Annotated in this window: 13 protein-coding genes; 11 read left to right on the forward strand and 2 right to left on the reverse strand. The window is 50.3% G+C overall.

The genetic code is table 11. The features are described from left to right. The first annotated feature begins 262 nt into the window (after positions 1 to 262). Genes GA003_15085 through GA003_15095 form a run of 3 tightly spaced genes read left to right on the forward strand, consistent with a single transcriptional unit; the run spans position 263 to position 4,695 of the window. Complete coding sequence (locus GA003_15085) at positions 263 to 997, forward strand: hypothetical protein (protein ID QXD27329.1); 735 nt, start codon at positions 263 to 265, stop codon at positions 995 to 997. Between the two features lie 2 nt (positions 998 to 999). After that, on the forward strand, positions 1,000 to 3,351 hold the full coding sequence (locus GA003_15090) for a DUF1592 domain-containing protein (protein ID QXD27330.1): 2,352 nt from the start codon (positions 1,000 to 1,002) through the stop codon (positions 3,349 to 3,351). Between the two features lie 54 nt (positions 3,352 to 3,405). Beyond that, a complete protein-coding gene (locus GA003_15095; GenBank protein QXD27331.1) occupies positions 3,406 to 4,695 on the forward strand; it encodes a DUF1552 domain-containing protein in 1,290 nt (429 codons plus the stop codon). Positions 4,696 to 4,883: 188 nt separating this feature from the next. Here GA003_15095 and GA003_15100 read toward each other — a convergent pair whose 3' ends face one another. Continuing rightward, a complete protein-coding gene (locus tag GA003_15100; GenBank protein ID QXD27332.1) occupies positions 4,884 to 5,702 on the reverse strand; it encodes a helix-turn-helix transcriptional regulator in 819 nt (272 codons plus the stop codon). Between the two features lie 120 nt (positions 5,703 to 5,822). Between GA003_15100 and GA003_15105 the strand changes: the two genes are divergently transcribed. Then, on the forward strand, positions 5,823 to 7,016 hold the full coding sequence (locus GA003_15105; GenBank protein ID QXD27333.1) for a ferritin-like domain-containing protein: 1,194 nt from the start codon (positions 5,823 to 5,825) through the stop codon (positions 7,014 to 7,016). 55 nt (positions 7,017 to 7,071) lie between these two features. Next, complete coding sequence (locus GA003_15110) at positions 7,072 to 8,406, forward strand: hypothetical protein (protein ID QXD27334.1); 1,335 nt, start codon at positions 7,072 to 7,074, stop codon at positions 8,404 to 8,406. Here the strand turns inward: GA003_15110 and GA003_15115 are convergent. Next, on the reverse strand, positions 8,392 to 8,661 hold the full coding sequence (locus GA003_15115) for a hypothetical protein (GenBank protein ID QXD27335.1): 270 nt from the start codon (positions 8,659 to 8,661) through the stop codon (positions 8,392 to 8,394). The genes GA003_15110 and GA003_15115 overlap by 15 nt on opposite strands. Positions 8,662 to 8,799: 138 nt before the next feature. Between GA003_15115 and GA003_15120 the strand changes: the two genes are divergently transcribed. The 6 genes from GA003_15120 to GA003_15145 all read left to right on the forward strand — a co-directional run bounded on the left by GA003_15120 (position 8,800) and on the right by GA003_15145 (position 17,809). After that, the gene (locus GA003_15120; GenBank protein ID QXD27336.1) at positions 8,800 to 10,191 is read left to right on the forward strand and encodes a hypothetical protein; all 1,392 of its coding nucleotides are present in this window, start codon (positions 8,800 to 8,802) and stop codon (positions 10,189 to 10,191) included. 301 nt (positions 10,192 to 10,492) lie between these two features. Beyond that, positions 10,493 to 11,518, forward strand: a complete 1,026-nt coding sequence (locus GA003_15125) for a cobalamin-independent methionine synthase II family protein (protein ID QXD27337.1) — start codon at positions 10,493 to 10,495, stop codon at positions 11,516 to 11,518. 157 nt (positions 11,519 to 11,675) lie between these two features. Further along, entirely contained in the window at positions 11,676 to 11,918 is a 243-nt protein-coding gene (locus GA003_15130; GenBank protein ID QXD27338.1) for a hypothetical protein, read from the forward strand. Further along, positions 11,915 to 13,606 (forward strand): sodium:solute symporter family protein, encoded by a 1,692-nt coding sequence (locus GA003_15135; GenBank protein QXD27339.1) that lies wholly within the window; start codon positions 11,915 to 11,917, stop codon positions 13,604 to 13,606. Before GA003_15130 ends, GA003_15135 begins: the two co-directional genes overlap by 4 nt. Positions 13,607 to 13,901: 295 nt before the next feature. Next, positions 13,902 to 15,191, forward strand: coding sequence for a DUF1552 domain-containing protein (locus GA003_15140; GenBank protein QXD27340.1), 1,290 nt, complete (start codon positions 13,902 to 13,904; stop codon positions 15,189 to 15,191). Then, complete coding sequence (locus GA003_15145) at positions 15,191 to 17,809, forward strand: DUF1588 domain-containing protein (GenBank protein QXD27341.1); 2,619 nt, start codon at positions 15,191 to 15,193, stop codon at positions 17,807 to 17,809. Before GA003_15140 ends, GA003_15145 begins: the two co-directional genes overlap by 1 nt. The last annotated feature ends 79 nt before the right edge of the window (positions 17,810 to 17,888 follow it).

The following is a 17,888-nucleotide window of genomic DNA, read 5'->3' on the forward strand; positions in this document are numbered from 1 at the left end:
GTGGGAATCGAATCTCATTTGTCCAGCCGGAGATTTGAGGGCAGCTTGAAATCGTTCCAAGACGGGTTTCACCCGCCAGAATCAGGGATCCAGGGCAGGAAAACCCTGAAACCAGAGTGAGTTTAAACGAAATCATACCGACAAAAACGAATCACAAAGGCACAAAATATCTATTCATGAGTCGTCAAAGAACAAATTTCACCGCTTGCGAAAGAGGAGCAAACAGGTCTAGGTTCATTGATAATCTACCGTCCCTACCCTAATGAGATACAGATTTACCCTAGGCTTCTTGTTGTTTGGCTTTGCTTTGCAACCAGCTACTGCTGAATCCCTATCACCTCAACTGGTCCAATTGGATAAGTTGGTGCTCGATGCCAATTTCGCAAAATCTACACCCCTTGAAAAAGAAAATTGGAAGCCCCGACAGCACACCCGATGGTCTATAGAAAAGGGAGTGTTGCGTGGACAACCTTCCACCAAAGCATTTCAAGCCAGCCAGGATCATCACCAAGGACTCGAGCCCCGTCTCTCGATTCCATATTGTCCCCAAGAGTATGCCATCCAATTTTCAATCCGCTTTCTTAAAGGGGATCAAACGCCCTTGTGTCCTTTTATTGAATTCGGACACCACAAAGCTCGTATTTATTGGAGTGAACAGGGAGCGCAGTTGTTGGCTAACGGAGAAGCCGTACAATTGGATCACAACGCAAACTTTAAGTTGGATCCCGGAACCTGGTACCACGCGTTAGCCGAAATTAAAGGTGACGAAGTTCTGATCCGCTTTTCTCATGGCCCGACACTCTACGGAAAACATCCGAGCCTGGATTCTAAGAAGGATGGCTTCGGAGTAGCCGGATTTCGTGGCGGACGAGTTGAACTCGACGATATCAAGATTTGGTCGATCAAAGATTCCATAAATCTAAACTGGGCAAGTCATCTTCGCCAGATCGAGCCAACTCCGCACAAAACTCTCAAACCCGAGAAAGCAAAGAGCTAAATATGCGCTCACTGATTTTCACTAGTTTACTATTCGTACCGATTGTTGTCTCTGCTCAATCGGAGCATCTCATTTCTGAAACAGTCTATGACTTCATCGACCTGAACTGCTTCGACTGTCACAACGAAGTCGATAAGGAAGGCGGGCTCGATCTTGAGAATGCCAAGTTCGATCCAAGCGACCTCGGTTCAATGAATCGATGGACGCTGATGTTTGACCGCGTCCTGAATGGCGAGATGCCCCCCGAGGAGGACATGCAACCTCCAGCCGATGAGAAATCTGACTTTATCGCGGCCTTAGGAGAAACACTCCACGAGGTATCCACGAAACAGCAGCAAGAGGTGGGGCGCGTAAGATCTCGCCGCCTCAATCGAGCCGAATACGAAAAGACGGTCCAGGATCTCCTGGGTGTTGATATTCCGCTGAGTGGGCTGATCCCCGAGGATGCCACACAGGAGGGGTTTAATAATGTAGCTGATGCGCAACAGATGTCCTACCACCTGTTGCAAACCTACCTGGCAGCGGCGGATGCAGGATTGGACGAAGCCTTCAAACGCGCACTGGCACCAGCCAACCCGTTTAGTCTCCAACTGGATGCTACTGACATTGCGTTTTTTCCTAACCGGAACCGAGGACCATGGTTGTGGAATGACCTGGCCGTTTCCTTCTCCAATTCGGGCAACTACCAGGGTCGCATGAATGAAACCACCGTTCCGGAAAGCGGGTACTACCGCATCCGTGTCAGTGCCCGTGCCATTGATCCGCCAGAAGGAAGAGGTGTGTGGACATCTGTCAGGAGCGGTTTCTGTTACGCAAAAGCACCGCTCATGTTTTGGGTAGGAAGTTTCCAGGCCAACCTAGAGCCTGAGGTGTATGAGTTCACTGCCTGGATCCTCGAAGGCCACAGACTTGAGATTCGACCCTTTGACTATACCCTGAAACGTCCTGGTGCCGGGAGCCTCAGCGAGGAATCTTTCACCGATCCAAGCATACCCAAAGTCGCGATGGATTGGATCGAGATGGAGCGTATTTACAAAGGCACTACACCGAATGATCTTCGACGCCAGCTTTTCGGAAACCTCAAGGTAGAAAACCGGCAACTGATCAGTTCGAATCCAAAACGTGATTTGGCCCGACTCATGGAACGGTTTGCCGTCAAAGCTTTCCGACGACCCGTTTCCAAAAAGGAATTAGCACCCTATCTGGGGCTCGCACTTGAGACACTCGATGAAGGACTTCCTCTAAAAGAGGCCATCTACAGCGGCTATCGTGCTCTACTTTGCTCACCCCGCTTTTTGTATTTCAACGAACCTGTTGGGAAGCTCGATGAATATAGTATCGCTTCACGACTCAGCTACTTTCTTTGGGGCACGTTTCCAGACGATAAGCTGCTTAGTCTGGCCAAGAAAAAGAAGCTGAGCAAACCATCGGTCTTAAAACAACAGGTAAACCGCCTGCTCGATGACCCGAGATCGCAGGTGTTCATCAAGCATTTCTCTGATCAATGGCTCAACCTGAAGGACATCGATTTCACAACTCCCGATTCTAAATTGTATCCTGAGTTTGATCTCATTCTGCAAGAAGCGATGGTCGGTGAAACGCACGCGTTCCTGAAAGAAATGATTCGTGACAATTTAAGTGTCACCCATGTGGTCGATTCGGATTTTACAATGCTCAATGAACGACTCGCCCACCACTACGGAATTGAAGGAGTCAGTGGAACTGAAATCCGGAAAGTCGAATTGAAGCCCGAACATCGCCGAGGTGGAATCATCACCCACGCGAGCGTTCACAAAGTCACGGCTAATGGCACAACGACCTCTCCCGTGGTACGCGGAGTCTGGATGATGGAAAAAATCATGGGCCAAAAACCCTTGCCTCCCCCGGCGAATGTTCCAGCCATCGAACCAGACATACGCGGTGCCCAATCGATTCGCGAGCAACTCGACAAACACCGGAACACTCCGGATTGTGCAGCCTGCCACGTGAAAATTGATCCGCCTGGATTTGCTTTGGAAAACTACGATGTCATCGGAGGCTGGCGGGAAAACTATCGCGCCATCGAGGAGAAAGGACGCTGGCAAAATGGTCCGGTGGTGGATCCGAGTTTTAAAATGCCGGATGGAACGGCCTTCCATTCCATCGAGGGATTCAAACGCATTCTGCTAAACCATCCGGAAAAGATTGCTCACAATCTGGTAGAGAAGTGTATTATCTACTCAACGGGTGCGAGTATTGAGTTTGCCGACCGTGAAGTCATGGAAGATATTATTCATCATATTTCAGACGAAAGCTACGGCTTCCGATCACTCATCCACGCCGTGGTGCAGAGCCCCATTTTTCTCAACAAATAATCTGATGCTATACATCACACCTAAACTTTTTGATTCACATCAGCTACCCAACCTATGAAACGCGTACATTTTAGCTTCTCCAAAAACGTATCCCGCCGAACTTTCCTCAAAGGCGCGGGGGTATCCATGGCACTTCCCTGGCTCGACTCGATGCTTCCGGCTTTTGCAGCTTCATCCGCCGCGACCCAACCGAAACGCTTCGTCAGTGTAAGCCTCGCTCTTGGCCTTCACGCTCCGAACCTCAATCCCGTCGAATCGGGATTCGATTACACCCCGTCCCTTTACCTGGATAAGATCAAGGACCTGCAAAACGATATGACGATCGTAACCGGTTCTTCGCACCCGCAGGTATCCGGTGGACACAAAGCGGAAGGCAGTATTCTTACTGGTGCTCCCTACTTCCCCAATGGTGTATTCAGAAACTCGATATCCGTGGATCAATACATGGCGAAACATCTGGGACATTATACGCGCTATCCATCTTTGGCTCTGAACGTCGACACCAACAACAGTCCCTCCTATACCGAAAACGGTAGTATGATTCCGGCAGAGTATTCCGTAGAGAAACTCTTCGACATGCTGTTTGTCACTGAAACACCGGCAGCCATCAAACAGCAGAAGTCCCGACTGCGACAAGGACGTAGCATCATGGATGTTGTATCTGACGACGCGAAACGCCTGCAAAGGGATGTTGGAAAAGCCGACCGCGAAAAACTCGACCAATACTTCACCTCCGTCCGCAATTTCGAAAACCGCCTTTCCGAGGCCGAAGCATGGGCGGGACGCCCGAAGCCTAAAGTCGATATGACCCGGCCGATCAATATCGCCGACAATAATGCAGTCATTCGCAAAAAGAGACTGCTGCTGGATATCATGTATCTGGCCTTACAAACCGACTCGACCAGATTCATGACCTTGCACCTGAATGGCAACGGGGGAGCGATTCCCATCGAAGGAGTTGAAGAGGGCTACCACTCACTCAGTCACCACGGTCTGGATGAAACCAAGATCGACCAGTTGACGCTCGTTGAAACAGAATTGGTCAAAGCCTGGGGTGGGTTCGTTCGCAAACTGAAGGAAACGCCTTCAGCAGACGGCAATTTGCTCGATGACAGCATGGTCCTCATGACTTCCAATCTTGGCAACGCTAGTTCTCACAATAACCAGAATATGCCCGTTCTGTTTGCCGGAGGCGGCTTCAAACACGGTCAGCACATCGCTTTTGATCAGGATAACAACTACCCACTTCCCAATCTTTTCGTGAGCGCTCTACAACGTGTAGGCCTGGAGACCGATAAGTTTGCCACGAGTACCGGCACTATGACGAGCCTGGAAATGACCTAAGAATTGACCTATCAGTTGATTTTAAGCAATTCAACTCATTCCGCAAATCATCGGCAGCGATAAATAAAACATTCGGGGCCTCCTGAGCTCGGCCAGACAGAGCGAGCATTAACAAAACCATTGGAAGACTAAGAAATAATTGTGGGGCTTTCATAGAGAACAATACTTGGGGTAAACGTTAAGTAAGGCTAATTGATTCGAAATTGACCAGGACTCATACCATGTGCTTGCTTAAAGACACGATAGAAATGTGAAAGGTCTTTATAACCACACTCAAAGGCAATGGACCGGATGGAGATACTGGAACTCTTTAATAAATCCGCCGCATAACGCATCCGCAAACCGGATACACGTTTTTGCCAACTCTCTCCAGCCAATTCGCGAAAGAGCTGAGTAAACCGTCTACGGCCGAGCCCCAGGGTCCGGGCCACCGTATCCATATCTTCATTTTTCCAAAACTCCGTTTCCAAAGCAACGATGTAGGTCTCCACCCGATACCGAGAATCAGCCACCTGAAAAGCCTCGTTCTTAGGAGCGCGAGCCAGCTCCAAGAGAATCCAGCTAATAAGACATTGTTGTGCGTCTTCAAAATCCCGCGGCTGTTGCCGCTCTTCAGCCATCAACTGACGCAACCACTCTTCAATACGCTGCATACGCCTTGGATCGTTTTCCATACGAAACGCTCCACAAACAGCCTCTACCAAAGATTCGCTGGGGAATGGTGGCTCCTTTAGGCAAATCCCGTAGACAGACAGTGGCTTTCCTGCGGCATCCACAATCCGGTGCTTTTGCTTTTGAGGAATCACGTAGACCATCGGTGCCCGAATAGCAAAGCTGGCATTCTCCATCTCCAAAATCCCTTCACCACCCACAAACATGAGCACTTTGGGGAACGAATCACTGCGCCAATCCATAAAAAATCCCTCTTCATGGTGACTCTCCAGAAAGGCATAGCCACACTCACGAAAACGTACCTCGACCGGGCTTATCTGACCTTGGATGGGCATAATTTAAGATAAGATAAAAAATATTGCCCGATTTACAAATACAATTCGCCTGCTCCTCAAATTGAAAATCTCGGGAGTATGAGGTATCTTGGTTGGATGCTTACTACTGAGACATCTTCTTTGGATTCCGAATCGGCGAATAGTCTAAGTGGCCTCAACATTGCCGAGTCGGCGGAACATTTGCGAAATTACATAGCCGTCGAAAAGGCACGGCTTCGCATTCTGGCTGGTTGGTTTCTGCGCATTGGAAACTATGAGCACAAATACAAGTTGGCCTATCATCTGTATGACTGCTCGGAGCATGTAAGCTGGCTACTGGCTCGACTTAAAGAAATGCGGGGAGGAAATCCAAGTGCCAGCATCCGCCCACAATTGAAACGACTGCTCGATGAGGCACTTCATGCACCCACGGATGAAGATTTCCTGATGGGATTTTACGGCATCGTCACCCGTGCGCTATTGAAGACACTGTCAGCTGACATCGAACAACTCGATCCTTCAGGCAATGCCAACGAGGTACGTCTACTTCTAAGAATTAAACACAAACTGGAAGAGCAAATGGAATGGTTCAGTTCGCTGAACCTAGATCTGGAATCATCGCCTTGGGCATCCCATTTGACCAGCCTTCTAAATGAGCAGGGAGGTATTCACAGTCAAACAACCGAAAATCCTAAGCCATCGGTCTTTACCGGCCCACGATTCGAACGCCCTTCAACGATTGTATTCGATGATGCTATCGAGGTGGGTGAACTCGCCAGCTATGAAAACCGCCAGCAGATGGATACGCGTCAGGCAACGATCGAACAATTCAGGGTGTTCTTTAATGAGTTCTACGCAGCAGCCCTGCTCGCCAGTATCCTGTTTGATGGATCCGATGGTGATTACCCCTGGGACTTCTATGCAGATTTCAGTCGTCATTTCTGGGACGAAGCACGCCACAGTGAGTTCGGGGCCATTCGCTTGAAAGAACTTGGCGTAGATCCGAATCGCGTAAATCCGATTCTCTTTGAAGAGTCAGAGGGCCTTCCTATCTTACACCGAGTCGCTTACCTCACCCGTGGACTCGAGGCTTACTTTATGCCACGCAAGCCAAAGCGCATGATCGAGTACGAAGAAAACGGAGATCCCCGCAGCCAACTTTTCGCCGATCAGGACTGGTCCGATGAAATCAACCACGTGCGCTACGGATCCAAGTGGTGCGACTTTCTACTCGAAGATGACTACCGCGATATCGATGACATCATTGGCGAAGTAAAAGATCACCTTACAAAAGTTCGAGGCACAAAAGTGGAGGACATCAGCGCACCTTTTTAACACGAAAAACCAGGAGGACATCATGAAGGCAAAGCAGTTAGAAACAAACTACCCAATGAAAGTCTTACTTTTAGCTTCTCCTGTCTATTGGCCCGACGCTGACAATCGGCAGAAGCTGTTCCAAGCGATTGAGGAAGCCTTCAAGCTTCGTGATCAAACGCGCTGGAAAGTCATACGAATTGAGAGTGAAGAGCACACAACTGATTCGGGCACTGATCCTTGCATTGTAATCGCACTCAGCGGAGGCGTCCAACCTTGGATGCAGGAACTAAGCTCATCTCGGCAACACCTGGCTCTGCTGAATGCCTATCTACCAGAAGCGCTTCCAGTGGATTTGTCAGGACCTCTGATGCATGCCAACGCTCATCCAGCGAGCACCGACTTTTATGCCCATTGCCGAATGGCTGGGAAATCCATTCAATGGTTAAACTCACCTGCCGAAATGCTGGACTACGCAACCGCGTGGCAGGGAGTCAGCCGTCTAAAGCATGCTCGCTTTTTAAAAATCGGAGAGACCGAACCTTGGGTCATCAACAGTTGTCGCTCACCGGATACCATTCGCAGAAGAGTTGGATGCGAGGTCATTTCGATCGAGAGAGATCAGCTCTATCGCATCTACGAAACGATAAGCGAAGAAGAAGCAAAGCAAGAGGCCAAACAATGGATAGGTCGAAACAAAGGCCTGATTGGGATTGGGAATAAGGATATTATTAAAGCCAATCGAGTCACCTTGGCCATGAAGCATATGTTGGGTACAAATGAAGCTGATGGATTATCCATGGCTTGCTTCGCCATGATCGGTGACATTGACACCACCAGCTGTCTGGCCCTGAGCGCACTGAATGATTCGGCAACCGAGATCGGTGCCTGTGAACGTGACCTGGATGCCGGATTGACGCTGTATCTTCTTAAAGCAATGGAGGCAGATTTCGTTTGGATAGGAAATCCTATCATTCACCCCGACAACATCATCGATCTGGCTCACTGCACGGCACCCACTTGCGCTTGCGGTGCCCAACTGAATTTTAAACTCATGCGCCATCATGAAAGCGGACGGGGCGTTTCACCGGAAGTCGAACTGCCAGGTAACCTGATCGCATCCGCCGTTCGGTTGAGTGTTAATGAAAGAGAAATGGTCTGCCATGTCGGCACTACCGAACGTCGGGACAAACTCCCAGCATGCCACACCCAGATTCGCTTGCACGTAGATTCATCCAAAGCAGTTCTCAATACTTTACTAGGCACCCACCTGGTCCTGAGCTACGGGGATTTTGAAAATCGAATTCAATACGCTGCATCCTTTCTTGGTTTCGAAAGCCACTGCATCCACCAACGATCGGAAATACCCACGGCAATAGATTCTACGATAGAAGAACTAATACCACTTTAGAATAGAAATGATGTAATGGCAGAATGGATTTTTTGGCATGAGCACGTGTCCCTCGAAGCCCAATGGGCGTAGTGGGAAGGCTGCTGTGTTTGGTTGGGCCCAGGCGAACACAGCGAACGCCGCTCCCGCCAAAATGCCATCTATCCCAAGGGGATGCACTCCTTCTGGATGCTCGCCGCGTTCCGCCTGCCGGGCAGTATCTGGATACAATCCGGCAGACGCGCCTTGCGCTGCTTCCAGATTGAGCTGCACCATTTTGTCATTTCTATTCTAAAATGGTATAAGCAACTGCGATTGCTCCCATCACCTTCAGGCGGCCCAAACTTGATCGCCGCAAAAGTTTTCCAATCCTGGAATTGTAAAGCTCACGAATAACTTAGAGTTTATCACTCCATGGAAATCCAAATCCTGTCAGTCGACCTTGTGCGGCATGATATCTCCACCCGTATGCCGTTCAAATATGGCATCGCGACCATGACCCATGTGCCTCATCTCTTTGTTCGAATCGAGGCCCGTTTTGACGGAGTAAGCCAGAAAGGGATTTCCGCAGATCACTTGCCCCCAAAATGGTTTACTAAAGAACCAGACAAAGATCCTCTCGAAGAGATTGATGACATGCTGAGGGTCATTGAAAAAGCGGGTGAGCATGCCCGGGCCATCAGCGGTGATTCCGTATTCAACATATGGCAACGGCTCTACCGAGAACAAGACACATGGGCAAAACAGGAAGGGATTCCCTCTCTACTCGCACACTTTGGTACTTCCTTAATTGAACGAGCTTTGATCGATACCTTTTGTCGTTTTCAAAACAGCACCTTCCCAACCTTGCTCCAGGAAAATGCGTTTGGTATAGCATGGGACAGCCTTCGCCCAGAGCTAGCTAGCCTGCAACCGAAAGACCTTTTATCTGCACCCCTGAAATCCGTTATCGTAAGGCATACGGTGGGCATGGCTGATCCACTGGCAGAAGATGACATCCCAGAAGACGAACGCCTGAACGATGGTTTACCCCAATCACTCGAAGCCTGTATTCAGTTCTATGGTGTCCGGCATCTAAAGATCAAAGTGAACGGTATTCTGGATAAAGACATTGAACGCCTGGAAGCCATCGAAGCACTCATTGCAAAACTGGAACTCAATGATGTCGGCTTCACATTGGACGGCAACGAACAGTTTAAAGACGTAGATTCCTTCCGAACCTTTTGGAATGAGCTACAGACCTCCGAACGAATGCGGTCATTCTTCAAACAGCTCATATTTGTAGAACAACCCTTCCACCGGGATCTGGCACTTACTGACGACATTGGTACTGCACTAAAAGCGTGGGCATACGCTCCCCCCATCATCATCGATGAATCCGATGCCAGTCTGGACTCTGCACCCCGCGCCCTCGAGCTTGGCTACAAAGGGACCAGTCACAAAAATTGCAAAGGCGTCTTTAAAGGCATTCTGAACCGTTGCTTGATCAATTTCAAAAACCAACAGGCAGGAAGAGAACAATATCTCATGAGCGGAGAAGATCTGGCCAATATCGGCCCAGTTGCCAACCATCTCGACCTGGTCGTCCAAGCCACCCTGGGCATCGAAAGTGTCGAGCGCAATGGCCACCATTATTTCACCGGCTTATCTGTATTCAACGATGAGATACAAGCAAACGCTTTGACTAGTTTTCCCCGTCTCTACACTCGAGAGGAGGATTTCGTTCGCTTGAACATCCAGAATGGAAGGCTGGATGTGAGTGAATTGCTTGAGATGCCATTTGGAACCGACGAGAGTCATTTCTAAACTAAAGTAGAACAGGCATCTTGCCTGTTTTTTTCCAAGTAGGCTCCCGTCCCTTGAAGCATCGGTCTTTATCTAAGTTGTTAAATTACCTGAAGCAATAACATCCATGTTCCAATACACAGGCAAGATGCCTGTGCTACTCCCCGCGCATCTCGTCCCCCGCCCCGTTTCACCTGCCCGATCCGCAAATGCTTGTTACCCGATCTGTGAATTGTAGAAACGCTGCATTTTTGGGACAATTGCTCTCCGAACCTAATCATTTTTCAAAGAACCCAGAAATCACTTCACACTAGATTACCCGATGAGCAAATCTACAGATCTACCCACTGAACCAGAAATCCTGACTACCACCGTGGGTTCATACAGTCCCATTGATTGGCTGGCGGCTTTACCGAGTGAGCAGGCGGTAGAAGACGCCACTGCAACCGTGATCCACACACAGCAGCGCTACGGCATTGATCTGCCCACCGACGGGGAGCTCTACCGCTTTGATACCAACCATCCGGATACCAACGGGATGATTGAGTATTTCATTTCCCGCCTGGGTGGTATTGATACTTCTGTTGGACTGACTGATGCCCGTTCATTCCGCTTGAAACAGGAAATGGCCTTTCGTTTTAAGCCAGCCGGCGTCGTTCGTGGCCCCATCGGAGAAGGCACACTCGACCTGCACGAAGCCTGTTTGCGTTCAGCAGCAGTCGCCAACGGCCCGCTCAAATTTACACTAACCAGCCCTTACATGCTGGCTCGCACACTGCTTGATAACCATTACGGAAATCTGGAAGACATGACCTTGGCCATTGCTGATGCTTTGGCTGACCAAGTGAGTGAACTGCCAGCTGCCTGTGTTCAGGTGGACGAAGCCAATGTTCCAGGCAGTCCGGAGAATGCGCCGCTCGCGCAAGAGGCAATCAACCGCATCCTCGATAAGGTCCAGGGCCAGAAAGCCGTGCACTTCTGTTTTGGTAACTATGGCGGCCAATCCATTCAAGCGGGTGGATGGAAAGCACTGATCGATTTTCTAAACGGACTTCACACAGATCACCTGGTCCTTGAATTAGCCCACCGCCCCGAGGATGATTTGGAAGCACTCAAGGAAGTGAATCCAAACATCAAGCTCGGCATCGGAGTCATCGACATCAAGGTCAACCATGTGGAAACCCCTGAAGAAGTGGCCAAGCGCATCGAAACGGCTACCAGCTATGTCGGCGAAGGCCGTATCGGTTGGGTTCACCCTGATTGTGGTTTCTGGATGCTTAAACGCTCCATCGCCAATCGCAAGATGGAGTCGTTGGTCAAAGGCCGGAATTTGTATTTAGGGCTCTAAGTCTCTTTCAAAAGAGTTAGGGTTTGATTGAGGATGAACAAAATCCTACATTAAGCTTTTGTTCAAAACTGTAGGAGCGGTTTGATCCCGCGATCGTACAGAAGCCGTTCGAGAAATCGGGGCGTAAAGCCCCTCCTACAGTTACCTACCACACCCCATGGATCAACAGCACTCCAAATCACCTCGCTCCAAGCTCTCTCGCAATCTTCTAATCGCATTTTTCTTTGCCCTCTTTATGGGTCCAGGGCCTGGCCTGTATCTTATCAACGGATACGCTGCGGAAGGCGGAACCATTCTGGGTCTACCCGCGCTTTATCTTTGGGCTCTGTTCTGGTGCGCGATTGAAGGGCTAATTGTTTTAATTGCATACAAGACCATTTGGAAGGAAAGCGCGGTATGATGGCTATCACTCCATACTTCGCAGCCACAGAGATGGGCATGACACCCATCATTGTACTCATCCTTTACATGATCATGCTCCTGGCCTTCGGGATCGTGGCATACATGAAGAGCTCGGCTTCCGAGGAGGATTACTACCTGGCCGGTCGAGGGCAGGGAGTTCTCGTAACCGTGCTGACCATCATGGCCACTTTCTTTTCCAGTGCAGCCATGCTCGGCATCCCCGGAGTCATCTACAAGGATGGTATGGCATTTCTGTTTTTCGCCTTAAACCTGCCCGTATCGGGAGCCGCCATCTATATCCTGGGTTCCCGAATCTGGCGACTGGGTCGCATTCGTGGTTACGTGACCCCCGCGGACTTGGTAGCAGATTATTACGGTGGCTCGGCCTTGCTAAGGTCACTCGTGGCATTAGTCGGGTTTCTCTATGTGATCCCTTACATCATCATGCAGATCAAGGCTGGTGGTTATCTGGCTCAGCGCATGTTTCCGGATGCCGAGACCATCACACTTCTTGGGACCCAATACAGTATCTTTGAAGCTGGAACGATTGCACTATCCATCCTGACCATGTTCTATGTTCTCATTGGCGGTATGCGTTCCGTTGCCTGGACCGACGTGGTGCAAGGAATCCTCTTGTTGTCGGGCATGATGATTGCAGGTATCGCTACCGTTATGGCTATGGGTGGACCTTCATCCTTCTTTCAGCAACTGGCTGACCTTCCAAGCGATGCTCGTTCGTTGCCCGGGACCTCCGGAGGCTGGACCCCGTGGAAACTGATGACGATCTGTATATTTGCCTCCCTTGGAACCATGATCCAGCCCGGTCAATGGATGCGATATTACGCAGCTCGTTCGACGAAAACACTGAAGCAAAGTGCCCTGATCTTTGCCGTCGTATTGCCGGCCGGCTTCCTGGTTGGTGTCATGCTCGTAGGACTGGGTGCGCGCGTCCTGTATCCTCCCTCGGCAGAAACCGGAACCTTGATGCCCCACCCGGCAGTCGGTTCCTCTGCATCGGAGTTTGATCAAGCAGTGGTCGCAATGCTTCAAGAGCACATACCGCTCTTACTCGGAGTCGGAATTGGCGGAGTGGTTGTTTCGGTAATCATGGTCGCCATCATGGCCGCTTCCATGTCGACTGCAGACAGTAACCTGCATGCCTTGAGTGCTGTCCTCACCCGAGACGTCTATGATAAATACGTTCGCCCGAAAGCAAGTGATCGGGAAAAGACCTGGTTCGGTCGAGGAGTTATTGTTGTGGCCACATTGTTAGCTCTTTGGCTGGTAAGTGTCGGCGAAGACAATCCTGATTTCCAACCGCTTGCGCTCATTGCTCAGCTGATGTTCGTAGCCATCGCTTTCTCGGGGCAGTTGCTACCCTTGGCAATCGACGTCCTCTTCCTTCGGAAAGGTACTCAAACCGGAGCCATCTGGGGTATCATCAGTGGTATCGTGGTGGTCTTTATTTTCACCCCATTCCCCACTCTGCTCTTTGGAGAAGGATTCGGAAACACCTTTGGCAGCATCACCGGAACATTAGGCAAACTCTTCGACATCGGCTTTATCGGTATCGTAGTAAACTCGATTGTCTTTGCCATCGTCAGTAAATACACAACTCCTCCCGACAAGGAACATATCCAATCTTTCCAGAGAGATTTGAAAACCGACCTAGGGCCCACAAGGTGAAAAGCGCTAAAGCCCTTTCAGATACTCCACCAGTTTATCTATCTGGTCGGCTGTAATCACAGCCGAGAAATTGGCCATGGGCACCTGTTCGTAGCCTTCAACGATTAGAATCCATTAAATCCCAACTTTTTACTGCGTCTCTGGGTAGGCTCCAAAGCTTGTAACAAAATTGTCAAAAAACCCCACTATTTATCGAGGTCAACGGTCGACCCCAGCTTGCCTTTTCCAGCTGGCATGCGGTACCTAAATGTGGTAGGACCTTAATCGAATGTATCTACATAACCTAAGAACTACAATGACCACAAAGCCCAACCGTTTTGGTCACCATACCATTGGTCGACGACAATTTCTACGCGCAGCAGGCGCCATGATCGCCCTGCCATCCCTTGAATCTATTGCTGCACCGCTCACAAAAGCTGCTGCTACCACCAAGGGCGCTAAAAACCTGGTTTCCATCGGGGCCTACCTCGGCTGGCACCAGAATGCCTTTTTCCCGAAAGAAGTCGGTAAAGGCTATAACTTACCGCCCACCCTGGCACCGCTGGCAGGCCACCAGGACGACTTTACGGTCTTCTCCGGCCTGGATCACCGGGCTCCCAATGGTCATGGCGCCTGGAGTAACTTTCTTTGCGGAAACACTCCGAAGGCCTACTCAATGGACCAAATCGTGGCTGATCAGATTGGCCAGAAGTCGCGCTTTCCCTCTGTGCAGCTGACTGCGGGCACCGGCGAAGGCAGCAAGAACATGAGTTTCACGAAACAGGGTATCGGCTTACCAATGACTCAACGCCCGAGCGTGTTCTATAAAGAGCTATTCATGTCAGAAGCCGATAAGGCTCGCATGGAATACATGCTGCGTAGCGGGAAGAGTTCTCTCGACCTTGTTCTGGAGGATGCCATGCGCCTACAGAAGGCCGTCCCTAAAAACGATGGGGAAAAACTGGAAGAGTATTTCGATTCCATGCGCTCAGTGGAAAAACGAATGGAACGCCAGATCTCACAGATCAACGATCCCCTCCCGACTACCGATTACAAGTTACCCGATTCTGATCCCATCACACCCAACCTCCTCATGGAGGCCGAGGTATTGATGTATGACCTCATGGCCCTGGCGATCGAGACCGACTCAAGCCGAGTGCTTTCTTTCTTCATCGACGGGCTCGGACAGGTCTTTTCTTTCGATGGGCAACCACTCCGTTCAGGATACCACGGTCTATCTCACCACGGAAACGATCCGGAGATGATCCGTGACCTGGTATCGATCGAATCTACTCACATGCATTGCCTAAGCGGATTCCTCGACCAGCTGAAGGAGAAGAAACGCCCCGATGGAAAATCTTTACTAGACGAAACCATTATCCTGGTCGGTACCGGCATGGGTGATGCCAGCCGTCACTCCAACGCCAATCTTCCAACCATGGTAGCAGGCGGTGGATTTAATCATGGCAGCCACATTGCGATCGATTCTGCCAAACCAGATGCGCCACTATTGGGTGACCTATATATCACTTTGATGCAACGACTAGGAGTTGAGACCAATGAGTTCTCCAACGCCAATCGCAATCTGAATCACCTCTTCAGCTAATGAAATCGAAGAGCTTGATAAGTCTGCTGATTGGAACTTCAGCGGCCGTAACCCTGAGCGCAAACGAAAGTACCCCTATTTCGGATACGCATTACAACATCCTTTCTAACTACTGCCTGAATTGCCATGACGAAGTGGAAATGAAGGGGGATCTCAACCTTGACCACTACTCGGTCGACTGGAACGACAGAGAGCAACGAGACCTGTGGGAAGGTGCGCTTCGAATGGTTAAAGATGGCCTCATGCCACCAGAGGATGAAGATCAGCCTACGAAGGAAGAGCGCATCCAAATGCTCACCTGGTTAGATGAAAAGCTACTGCACCATACTCCTATCGGCGGCACCTTACCCCGAAGGCTCAGTGCAGAAGAATACCGCTCGACTATCAGGGATCTTTTTGACCTACCCGACTACGAACTTCCCCTAGGATTTCCCAAAGACTCTGAATACCACGGTTTCAACAACGTGGGTGAAGGCCTGGTCCTTTCCCCGCCCCTCATGGAAGCCTACACCAAAGTAGCTGGGCAGATTGCAGATACTATTTACCCACCCGCCCGCAAGGCACCGCCCCCTACGACACGGACCGCCGGTCCCAATGATATGGTGCTCAGTTTCTCCGCCGGTAAAGTGGTAGACGATGCCTTATTGCTCGTTTCGCGTGGGCACGAAATTTTTCGCAGCTGCTCCTGGCCCAGCCGCATGGAAATTATGTCATCCGGGACTTACCGAGTCACGGTGAGCGCAGCCAAGCATAAGCCGACCTGGGGAGGCCCGATGAAGCTGGAAATCCGTGCTCGTGAGCTCAGTGCCAGTGATCGCTCCCGCGCAGATGTCTTTCGCCTGCTCAAAGTCATTGATGTTCCCTCAACGGAACCCACAACCATTACCTTCGAAGCAGAGCTCTACGAAGGTCAGACATTGCTCTTTCGCTGGATGAATGCGGACATGGCCCACGACTATTCCAAATTCGCCAACCACATGCGCGAATGGTTTGAAAAAGATAAGCGTTGGTTAGCTGCCTGGCAGCACACCGTCTTTCCGAACGGCGATTTCAGCAAGATTCGCACATCCGTTATTCGTGGACGCAGTGGATGGGAGTTCCTCTCCAAAGCACTCGAGGATCCAGACCTCGATATGAGTCGCGCGACCATGGACGATCCTCTCACGGTCAAATTTCTGGAACTCGCCGACTCCAACACCGGTATGTTTAATTTCGCCGACATACTGTGCCACTACTACTTCACGAATGGTCCAGCCATAGAGTTTCATAGCGCAACCATCGAAGGTCCTTTAAAAATGGTCGATGGGCCACGCGAAATGTTGGCTCAAAAGCTACAAAAGCAATTTGTCGGAACACGCAAACCTGGCCAGTCTGATGAAGCGTTTACACGAGACATGCTTACAAGGTTCTTGCCAAAGGCTTTTCGCCGACCGGTGGATCAACAGAGTATCGATACGTACCTGGGGATTGCGAAGCGTCACTGGGAAGCAGGTAATTCCTTTGACGATACCATGCATTTGCTCGTGCGAAATATTCTAATCTCTCCTCGCTTTCTGTATCGGTTAGCTAGCCCGGATGAGCTGGATGATTATGACTTGGCTAGCCGTCTATCCTATTTTCTAACCCAGGCACCTCCTGACCAAAAACTACTCAAACTGGCCAAGACCGGAAAGTTGTCAGATCCTGAAACTCTGCGGGCAGAAGCCATTCGCCTCATGCCCAAGGAACCGGGCAACGCCATGGTCCAGAGTTTCACTGGCCAGTGGCTCGACACCAAGTTGCTGCCCGAGATCATGCCCGATCCGAAGTTTGAATTCTCTGAAGCCGAAATCGCCATCGCCGAGGAAGAGGTAGAACATTTCTTTACAGAGATCCTCACAAAGAATCTTCCGATGACCGATTTCATCGATCCGGATTTTCATTACACCACTCCGACCTTTGCGAAGGATAATTATCAATACACCCAATCAGAATGGGACGAGGAATCCAGTTCCTCCATGGATTCTGAAAACGGTTTACGAAAATTACCACTGGACCGTGGCGGGCGCTTTGGCGGACTCCTAGCCCAATCGGCAATCCTGACCGCCACAGCTAATGGTGTGGATACCCAGGCCGTGCTAAGAGGCGTTTGGGTTCTTGAGAACATCATGGGAACCCCGCCCCCCGAACCACCCAAAAGTGTGCCAGCTCTTACACCTGATACTCGCGGAGCAACCACTCCGCGCGAAATGTTGGGTGCCCATATGGGAGACACCTCTTGCGCATCCTGCCACAAGCTCATCGATCCCATCGGATTCATGCTTGAGAACTTTGATCCCGTGGGCAATTGGCGCGAACTATGGCCCAAAATTGATGTGCCGATCGACTCAACGGGTGTGCTTCCTGATGGAACTCAAATCAATGATATCACTGACTTCAAAGCCTGGCTCGTAGACAACATCGATCTATTTTCTCAATGCATCTCAGAGAAGCTCCTGACCTACGCCACCGGACGTGTTCCCAACTATGCGGAGCGGCACGAGATTGAGAAGATCGTGAAGGAAAACCACAGGAACGGAAATGGTTTTCAGGATTTGTTTCTTGCGCTGGTTACGAGCGAGACTTTTGGGACCAAATAGTTCTGCTTAAAAAATGATATCGGCATCGCGAGGACGCGATCCCCTACCTCTTCTAGCACTTAAAGGTAGGGCCACTGCG

This window comes from Opitutia bacterium ISCC 52 (assembly GCA_014529675.2).
GTDB lineage: Bacteria > Verrucomicrobiota > Verrucomicrobiia > Opitutales > UBA2995 > UBA2995.

Bases quoted from the DNA above. Each gene is read 5' to 3' on its own strand.
- GA003_15095 (QXD27331.1), top strand. From the start codon at position 3,406: ATGAAACGCGTACATTTTAGCTTCTCCAAAAACGTATCCCGCCGAACT.
- GA003_15120 (QXD27336.1), top strand. From the start codon at position 8,800: ATGGAAATCCAAATCCTGTCAGTCGACCTTGTGCGGCATGATATCTCC.
- GA003_15100 (QXD27332.1), bottom strand. From the start codon at position 5,702: ATGCCCATCCAAGGTCAGATAAGCCCGGTCGAGGTACGTTTTCGTGAG.
- GA003_15135 (QXD27339.1), top strand. From the start codon at position 11,915: ATGATGGCTATCACTCCATACTTCGCAGCCACAGAGATGGGCATGACA.
- GA003_15145 (QXD27341.1), top strand. From the start codon at position 15,191: ATGAAATCGAAGAGCTTGATAAGTCTGCTGATTGGAACTTCAGCGGCC.
- GA003_15125 (QXD27337.1), top strand. From the start codon at position 10,493: ATGAGCAAATCTACAGATCTACCCACTGAACCAGAAATCCTGACTACC.
- GA003_15130 (QXD27338.1), top strand. From the start codon at position 11,676: ATGGATCAACAGCACTCCAAATCACCTCGCTCCAAGCTCTCTCGCAAT.
- GA003_15115 (QXD27335.1), bottom strand. From the start codon at position 8,661: ATGGTGCAGCTCAATCTGGAAGCAGCGCAAGGCGCGTCTGCCGGATTG.
- GA003_15110 (QXD27334.1), top strand. From the start codon at position 7,072: ATGAAAGTCTTACTTTTAGCTTCTCCTGTCTATTGGCCCGACGCTGAC.
- GA003_15085 (QXD27329.1), top strand. From the start codon at position 263: ATGAGATACAGATTTACCCTAGGCTTCTTGTTGTTTGGCTTTGCTTTG.
- GA003_15090 (QXD27330.1), top strand. From the start codon at position 1,000: ATGCGCTCACTGATTTTCACTAGTTTACTATTCGTACCGATTGTTGTC.
- GA003_15140 (QXD27340.1), top strand. From the start codon at position 13,902: ATGACCACAAAGCCCAACCGTTTTGGTCACCATACCATTGGTCGACGA.